The sequence below is a fragment of the Sphingomonas sp. genome (assembly GCF_036731925.1).
Classification (GTDB): domain Bacteria; phylum Pseudomonadota; class Alphaproteobacteria; order Sphingomonadales; family Sphingomonadaceae; genus Sphingomonas.
Map to the genome: position 1 here is coordinate 119,866 of NZ_DAINDJ010000004.1, position 8,210 is coordinate 128,075.

Annotated in this window: 9 protein-coding genes; 7 read left to right on the top strand and 2 right to left on the bottom strand. The window is 67.8% G+C overall.

Annotated features, from left to right (window positions below):
* Positions 1-16 precede the first annotated feature (16 nt).
* The 6 genes from phhA (at position 17) to V7E00_RS19245 (ending at position 5,815) form a co-directional block, all read left to right on the top strand.
* Positions 17-889, top strand: a complete 873-nt coding sequence (gene phhA, locus V7E00_RS19220; RefSeq protein WP_333574271.1) for a phenylalanine 4-monooxygenase — start codon at positions 17-19, stop codon at positions 887-889.
* 214 nt (positions 890-1,103) lie between these two features.
* Entirely contained in the window at positions 1,104-1,994 is an 891-nt protein-coding gene (locus V7E00_RS19225; protein ID WP_333574272.1) for a DMT family transporter, read from the top strand.
* A complete protein-coding gene (locus tag V7E00_RS19230; protein ID WP_333574273.1) occupies positions 1,991-2,470 on the top strand; it encodes a GNAT family N-acetyltransferase in 480 nt (159 codons plus the stop codon). Before V7E00_RS19225 ends, V7E00_RS19230 begins: the two co-directional genes overlap by 4 nt.
* On the top strand, positions 2,470-2,793 hold the full coding sequence (locus V7E00_RS19235; RefSeq protein WP_333574274.1) for a DMT family transporter: 324 nt from the start codon (positions 2,470-2,472) through the stop codon (positions 2,791-2,793). Before V7E00_RS19230 ends, V7E00_RS19235 begins: the two co-directional genes overlap by 1 nt.
* A 72-nt stretch (positions 2,794-2,865) precedes the next feature.
* The gene (locus V7E00_RS19240; protein ID WP_333574275.1) at positions 2,866-4,248 is read left to right on the top strand and encodes a DUF4139 domain-containing protein; all 1,383 of its coding nucleotides are present in this window, start codon (positions 2,866-2,868) and stop codon (positions 4,246-4,248) included.
* Between the two features lie 4 nt (positions 4,249-4,252).
* A complete protein-coding gene (locus V7E00_RS19245) occupies positions 4,253-5,815 on the top strand; it encodes a DUF4139 domain-containing protein (protein ID WP_333574276.1) in 1,563 nt (520 codons plus the stop codon).
* Positions 5,816-5,818: 3 nt separating this feature from the next.
* Here V7E00_RS19245 and V7E00_RS19250 read toward each other — a convergent pair whose 3' ends face one another.
* Positions 5,819-6,115, bottom strand: a complete 297-nt coding sequence (locus V7E00_RS19250) for a hypothetical protein (protein WP_333574277.1) — start codon at positions 6,113-6,115, stop codon at positions 5,819-5,821.
* Between the two features lie 68 nt (positions 6,116-6,183).
* Between V7E00_RS19250 and V7E00_RS19255 the strand changes: the two genes are divergently transcribed.
* The gene (locus tag V7E00_RS19255) at positions 6,184-6,612 is read left to right on the top strand and encodes a CBS domain-containing protein (RefSeq protein WP_333574278.1); all 429 of its coding nucleotides are present in this window, start codon (positions 6,184-6,186) and stop codon (positions 6,610-6,612) included.
* A gap of 5 nt (positions 6,613-6,617) precedes the next feature.
* Here V7E00_RS19255 and V7E00_RS19260 read toward each other — a convergent pair whose 3' ends face one another.
* Positions 6,618-8,096: a lipopolysaccharide biosynthesis protein gene (locus tag V7E00_RS19260; protein WP_443019224.1), complete on the bottom strand. Its 1,479-nt coding sequence runs from the start codon at positions 8,094-8,096 to the stop codon at positions 6,618-6,620.
* Positions 8,097-8,210: the final 114 nt, after the last annotated feature.

The window sequence follows — 8,210 nt, forward strand, 5'->3', positions numbered from 1 at the left end:
ATGCTATATCCTGTCCATGAACAAGGAAACGCATGTGTTGGACCAGCCGCCCGAAGGCGCGGCGGCCGACTGGACGATCCCGCAGGACTGGGCCGCCTACACGGCCGAGGAACACGCCACCTGGGACAAGCTGTTCGCGCGCCAGGCGAAATTGCTGCCGGGCCGGGCGTCCTCGGCCTATCTGAAGGGGCTGGAGGCACTGCGGCTCTCCGAATCGGGCATCCCCAATTTCGAGGAGCTGTCCGAGCGCCTGATGAAGCTGACCGGCTGGCAGGTCGTTGCGGTGCCGGGGCTGGTGCCGGACGACGTGTTCTTCGACCATATGGCGAACCGCCGCTTCGTTGCCGGCAACTTCATCCGCCGGCCGGACCAGCTCGATTATATCCAGGAGCCCGACGTGTTCCACGACGTGTTCGGCCATGTGCCGATGCTCGCGGACCCGGTATTCGCCGATTACCTGGAAGCCTATGGCCGCGGCGGCATGCGTGCGCTGGAGCTTGGGGCGCTCAAGCAGCTGGGGCGGCTCTACTGGTACACGGTGGAGTTCGGGCTGATCGAGGAGGCCGAGGGTCTGCGCATCTACGGCTCGGGCATCGTCTCCAGCTCGGCCGAGAGCGTATTCGCGCTGGACAGCGACAGCCCGAACCGCATCCGCTTCGACATGAAGCGGGTGATGCGCACCGAGTATCGCATCGACGATTTCCAGCAGAATTATTTCGTGATCCCCAGCTTCGAGGCGCTGCTGCGCGAGACGGTGGAGACCGATTTCGCGCCGCTCTATGCCGAGATCCTCGCGCAGCCGGACATTCCGATCGCGGCGATCCTGCCGGAGGACGGCGTGATCACGCGGGGAACGCAGGCATATGCGGAGGGCAAGGCTGCCTCCTGATCCTCTCCCTTGAGGGAGAGGATAGCGTAGCTTGGCGCGTCCGCGCCTAGCGCAGCTTGGAGAGGGTGAGCGGCGCGGGAGCGCCGCGCTGCTGTTCGGTGGCCGCACTGCCCCTCTCCCTCCCACCGCCTTACGGTGGCGGGCCCCTCCCTCTCCCCGACGGGGAGAGGGTTTAAGGCTCGCAATCTCGGAAACCTCCCGCTACCCGGCCCCCATGTCCCGTTCGCCACGCCTAGCCTTTCTCGTCGCTGCGCTTGGAATCGCCAATTATTCGGTGATGGACGCGGTGATGAAGGGCATGTCGATCGCGCACGGTGCCTATAGCGCGGTGCTCTGGCGTTCGGTCGGCGCCATCGTGCTGCTCGGGCCGATCTTCCTGCTGCGACGGACGCCCTGGCCGCGTGCGCATGCGCTCAAGCTCCACTTCGCGCGCGGGGTATTGGCGGGCAGTTCGGTAGTGTTGTTCTTCTGGGGTCTTGCACGTGTCACCATGGCGCAGGGGATCGCGCTGACCTTCCTCGCGCCGCTGATCGCGATGTTCCTCGCCGCAGCGTTCCTCGGCGAGCGGATCCGCCGCGCGGCGATCGGCGGCTCCCTCGTCGCCAGCCTGGGGGTGTTGACCATCGCCGCCGGCCAGGCGCAGGCCCATGCCTCGACCGATGTGGTGCTGGGATCGGTCGCGGTGTTCGGTGCCTCGATCCTCTATGCCGGCAGCTTGATCCTGCTCCGCCGCCAGGCGCAGATCGCCGACCCCGTCGAAGTCGCGCTGTTCACCAGCCTGGTGCTGGCGCTGGTGATGCTGCCCGGCGCGCCCTGGTTCTCCGCCATGCCGGCGGTGACCCTGTGGCCCTGGATCCTCGGCGCGGCGCTGGTCGGATCTGTTTCCGCCGTGCTGCTCGCCTGGGCCTATGGCCATGCCGAGGCGCAGGTGCTGGCGCCGGTGGAATATACCGCCTTCGTCTGGGCGGCGCTGCTCGGCTATGTCGTGTTCGACGAGCGCGTCTCGGCCTGGACGGTCGCGGGCGCGCTGCTCATCATCCTCGGGTGCCTGGCCGCAATCCGCGGTCGTGTCGCCCCCGCTCCCCAGACCGAGGCCGCTGCATGACCCAGATCCGTCCCGCCACCCCTGCCGACGTCCCCCAGATGCTGGCCTTTGTCCGCGAGCTCGCTACATTCGAGCGCGCGCCCGATGCGGTGCTGGCGACCGAGCCGATGCTGGAAGCCGCCCTGTTCGGCGCGCGCCCGGCGGCCGAGGCGGTGATCGCGGAAAATGCGAGCGGCACCGCGCTGGGCTTCGCGCTGTTTTTCCAGAACTTTTCCACCTGGACCGGGCTGCCCGGCATGTATCTGGAAGACCTGTATGTCACGCCGTCGGCGCGCGGGGCAGGGGTCGGCACCGCGCTCCTCCGGCATCTCGCGGGGATCGCGGTGGATCGAGGCTATGGCCGATTCGAATGGTCGGTGCTCGACTGGAACCAGCCGGCGATCGACCTCTACCGCGCGATGGGCGCGGAGCCGATGGACGAATGGACGGTGCAGCGCGTTACCGGCGAGGCGCTCGCGAGGCTGGCAGGCCGCTGATGGGCTGGCTCTACCTGCTGCTGGGCGGGCTGTGCGAGGTGGGCTTCACCACCTGCATGCGCTTCACCGACGGCTTTCGAAACATCCCCTGGACGCTTGCCTTTCTCGGCTGCATCGCCGCGTCGATGGCGCTGCTCGAACTGGCCTCGCGTACCATCCCGCTGGGCACCGCCTATGCGGTCTGGGGCGGCATCGGCGCACTCGGTACCGTGATCGTCGGCATGCTGTGGTTCGGAGAGCCGGTGAGCAGCGTCCGTATCCTGCTGATCCTGGGCCTGGTCGCCTGCATCGCGGGGTTGCGGCTGGCCGGCGGCGGCCACTGATGCGCCCCGGAAGCGACTAGCCGGGGCCGCACAATCTGCTACCTTGCCCGGCATCCAGGGGGGAGATTTCGGATGCGGCGCGCAGTGTGGCTTGTGGTGGCGGCATGGCCGCTTGCGGCGAATGCCCAGCAGATCCCGGCGCCGGACAAGACCGCGCAGGGCGATCTTGCCATCACCATCTACCAGAACAACCAGGCGCTTGTGCAGGACGTGCGCACGCTCGATCTCGCCGCCGGCCGCGTCCGCCAGGAGTTCGCCGATGTTTCGGCGCAGATCCGCCCCGCCACGGTGACGCTCTCCGGCCCAGGGCTCGGCATCGTCGAGCAGAATTTCGATTACGACCTGCTCACCCCCTACAAGCTGATGGAAAAAGCGGTCGGATCGGTCGTCACCATCGTGCGCACCAACCCCGCCACTGGCGCGGAGACGCGGGAACAGGCGCGGGTGCTCTCGGCCAATGGCGGCATCGTGCTCCAGATCGGCGCGCGCATCGAGGTGCTGCGGGACGACGGGCTGCCGGTCCGCGTGATTTTCGACAAGGTGCCCGAGAATCTCCGCGCACGGCCCACCTTGTCCGTAACGCTCCAGGTGGCGAGCGGCGGGCGCGTGCCGGCGACGCTGAGCTACCTCACGCCGGGCCTGGGCTGGACCAGCGATTACGTGATGCTGTTCGACGAGGCGAAGAGCGCGATCGACATGCAGGGCTGGATCACCCTCACCAACAACACCGGCACCAGCTACACCAATGCCGACGTGACGCTGGTCGCCGGCGCGCCGAGCGGCAATACCGGCTTCGGGCGCCTGAACGACACGACCGTCGAGACGCCCGGCACCGAGACGAGCACCCGCGAACGGCTGGGCGACTATATCTTCTACCCGCTCGGCCGCCGCACCACGATCGCCAATGCCCAGCAGAAGCAGGTCAGCTTCCTCGACGTGAAGGGCGCGCCGGCGCGCAAGACCTATGAATGGACCAATGGCTGGCTGGGCGCGGACAGCGACCCGCGCAGTGCCGCGACGGTCCTGAAATTCTCGACGGCGAAGAATGGCGGCCTGGGCGACCAGCTGCCGAGCGGCACGATCCGCGTCTATATGCGCGATCGCAAGGGCGAACCCCAGTTCATCGGCGAGAGCCGGGTGGATGCGGCGCCGATGGGCTCGGCCATGTCGCTGCGCACCGGCGAGGCGTTCGACGTGAAGGGGGCGGCCGTTGTGGTCGAGCGCAAGAAGCTTTCCTCCAGGCGGTGGAAGACGACGATGCGCTATGATTTCAGCAATGCCCGCGCCGATGCGGTGACGGTCGATCTCGCCCAGACCGGCCTGTGGGGCGACGTTCGCGTGGTCGAGCAGAGCCTCGCCGGCGAGCGCATCTCGGCCGATCGCATGGAGTGGAAGGTGCCGGTGCCGGCCAATGGCAAGGCATCGGTGACCGTGGTGTTCGACAGCCGCTACTGATCCGATGCTCGCGCGCATCGCCTTCGGCCTTCTCGCCCTGCTGGCCGCCGCACCGGCGGCCGGGCAGGCGCTGGTGCTCTCGGACAAGCCGGACGCGGTGGCGGTGACGCTCTACCGCGACGTGCACCGCACGGTGGAGCCCGGCCGGGGCTGGCCCGGCGGCTATGCGCTGGTCACCGAGACGCGGACGATCACGCTGCCGGCGGGGCTCTCGGTGATCCGCTTCGTCGGCGTTTCCGAAGGCATGATGCCGGAAACCGCGATCGTCACCGGCTTGCCGCGCGGGGTGGGGGAGAAGAACCGCGACGCCCGGCTGCTCGGCCCGGCCACGCTGGTCGACGCCTATCTCAAGCGCAGCGTCATCGTGCGCCGCACCGATCGGGCGACGGGCAAGGTGACGGAGAGCGATGCCGTGATTCAGACCGGCCCTGGCGGCGGGGTGCTGCTCAGCACCGCGCAAGGCGTGGAGGCGCTTGGCTGCTCGGGGCTGCCGGAGGCGATCCGCTATCCCGGCGTGCCCGCCGATCTCGCCGCCAAGCCGACGCTGTCGGTCACCAGCGAAAGCACCTCTGCGCAGACCGTGACGGTGCAGCTCTCCTATCTGGCGCAGGGCTTTGACTGGTCGGCTAATTATGTCGCGCGGCTGGGGGAGGGTGACACGCTCGACCTGTTCGGCTGGATGACGGTGGTGAACGGCGGCAGCCAGGGCTTTGCCGATGCGCGGACCAGTGCCGTGGCAGGCAAGGTCAACAAGGGGCGGGCGGCGCAGCTGCCGCGCGGGGCTGCGCCTGAACTGCGCCTGCAATGCTGGCCGATGGACACGACGTCGACCGTTCCCGCGCCCGCGGCACCGTTCGCACCCCCACCACCGCCAGTCGCTGCGACCACTGAGATCATCGTTACCGGCAGTCGCCGGCGGCCTCCGGCTGTCATGACGCCTGCCCCCCCGCCTCCCCCGGCGCCAGTCATGGAGGCCGAGCAGGAGGAACTGGGCGACCTCAAGCTCTATCGCGTGCCGGAACCGGTGACGGTCGCTGCGCTGTCCACCAAGCAGGTGGCGTTGCTCCACCGCGAATCGGTAAAGGTGGCGCGGTTCTATCGCGGAATCTTCTCGCCTTTTCCCTACAAGGACGGGGAGGCGCGGCCGCCGAGCCGCCCGACCCAGATCGTGCTGCGCACCGAGAACCGCACCAGCGAAGGCCTTGGCCTGCCCTTGCCGGCCGGCAAGCTCGCGCTCTTCGCCGATCGCGGCGGCGCGCCGGTGCTGATCGGCGAATCGGATCTGCCGGACCGAGCCATCGGCGAGGAGGTGGAACTGCTCCCCGGCACCAGTACGGACGTGCGCTACACTGTGACCGCGCGCGCCGGGGGCAAGCGTCGCCAGGCGTTCCGCGTCGAGGTAAGCAATGCGCACGACCTGCCCGTCACCTTCGAGCTGCCGATTCCCTATCCGGTCGCGGATGCGAGCGGGGCGCTGGTCGAGCGCAAGGGCGTGAAGACCTGGCGAGTCACGGTGCCAGCCAACGGCGAGGCGGCGCTCGACTTCGCGCGCAAGCTGGAGCGCTGAGGCTCAGTCGAGCTCGACCTCGTCCTTCAGCGGGTCTTCCACCTGCGCGTCATGGCCGCTTCCCGAGCTGAGGAACATCAGCCCCATCAGTGCCGCCGCCATCATGATGGTGAAGAACACGCCCAGAAAGGTGGCGATGGCGGTGACGATGTGCAGTTCGCCCATTGTCGCCCACAGCCAATATTCGGCGATTCCTGCGGCCAGCACCGCCACCACTGCCATTCCCCACAGGATGCGGCGGAACCGCCCCCAGGCGAAGGCGGCATATCTGGGATCGTCGAGTCCGTCTGGGCGTTCCATGCTTTTGCAACTTGGGCGGATTCGTGGGATAAACAACGCCTAAAAAATGAAGCCAAGGAGAGAATGCGATGACCATCGCGGCAATCCTCGAAGGCAAGGGGCGCGACGTCGTGTCGATCGCCTCTACCAGCACCGTCGCGCAAGCGGTGGCGCTGTTGGCGGCCCGCCGCATCGGTGCGGTGCCGGTACTCGAAAACGGGCAGGTGGCTGGAGTCTTTTCCGAGCGGGATGTGATTCACTGCATCGAGCGTGAAGGCGCAATCGGCCTCGAACTGCCTGTCGGCCGGGTGATGACGGCACCGGCGATCACCGTCGGCCCGGAGGAGTCGGTGCTGGGGGCGCTGGCGCTCATGACCCGGCGGCGCATCCGCCATCTGCCGGTGATCGACGGGCAGGCATGCATCGGCTTCATCTCGATCGGCGATCTGGTGAAGTACCGGATCGATCGGATCGAATCCGAAGCGGAGGCGATGCGCGCCTATATCCAGACAGCCTGAGGCGATCAGCCGGGGCGGTTGCGAACCAGGGCAACCGCGCCGGCGAGTGTCGACCGTGCAAAGGCGAACAGCAGCGCGAGATAGCTTGCGCCACCCGTCGCGACGAGCAGCGCCAGCCGGGGAAGCGGCGCGAGCGGCGGCAGTTCGCGATCCACCAGCGTGACGACCAGCCCCATCGCCAGCGCCGCCAGCACCGGCGGCGCGATCGCATGCGCAAGCCGCGCACAGGAAACGCCGATCGCCGGCAGGGTGCGGCGCGCCGATATCGCGAGGTAGAGCGGATAGGCCACGTACCAGGCCGCGACGATGCCCGGAATTCCCCAGTGCACCCCGATCAGAAAGGCCATCGGCAGCAGCAGCGCCCCGGTCGCTCCGTTGCGCGCGCTGATTCCGGGACGTCCGCGCGCATCACTGGCGGGGGCGAACAGCACCTGCAGCGTCATCAGCGGCATCACCAGCGCCAGGCCATGGACCACCGGCGCTGCTTCGGCCCATTTCGGTCCCAGCACCACGGCCACCAGCGGATCGGCGGTGGCGGCGAGCCCGATATAGAAGGGCATGGCGGCGAGCAGGATCAGCTGCGCCCCCCGGACGAAGGCCGAGGCGATCGCTGCCGGATCGTCGCGCATCTTCGCATAGGCGGAGAAGGCGACCTCGTTGAGCGGCGGCACGAACTTCGAAACGAAGATCTGGGTGAGGAACAGGCTGGTCGTATAGATGCCCAGCAGGTGCGGATCGAACATCCGCCCGGCGATGAACACGTCCGCCTGGCTCTGCAGGAACCAGAAGACCTGCCCCGTCGCCATCACCCCGCCATAGCGCGCCATGTCCCCCGCGCCGCGGAAGTCGAAGCTCGGCCATACCAGTGCGCGCGCCGCCACCGTCATGCCGATCGCGCGGGTGGCGAACAGCACGATCGGTGCGGCGACGAGCGTCCATACGCCCCAGCCGCCATAGGCGCCGGTCAGCGCCGTGATCGCGCCGGCCAGCGCCGAGACGAAATTGACCTGCGCCTGCTTGGCGAAATCCATGCTGCGCGCGAGCAGGGCGGAGGGAAGCGCAATGAAGGGCGTGGTCAGGTAGAGGACCGCCTGCACCCGCAGCAGCTCGGCGACCATCGGCTGGCGGTAATAGGCGGCCGCGAGCGGCGCTGCGGCGAACTGCATGGCGGCGAGGCTGCCGTTGAGCAGCAGCAACATGCCGAACAGCTGCCGCTGCGCATGATGGCCGGCATCCTCGCGCTGGATCAGCGCACTGGCCAGCCCATAGCCGTTGAGCATGTTCAGCAGCACCAGCACCACCTGGGTCATCGCGAACAGGCCGTAATCGGCCGGCGCGAGAATGCGGATCACCAGGAACGTGGACGACCAGGTGAGCAGCTGCCCGAGAATCTGGGTGCCCGAACGCCAGATCACCGCCTTCCGAATCTGGTTTCGGAGCGATTCCGGGGCCTGATTCGGCGATTCGAGCGTTGATTCGGTCACGATCCAGCTATCGCATGCGCCGATTGAGAAGCCGTAAAGCACGGATTTCCGCCATTTTCCGGGGCTCTGTCACGAAAACGACAGAAAGTTTCATTTTCTCGTTGACGGGTGGGG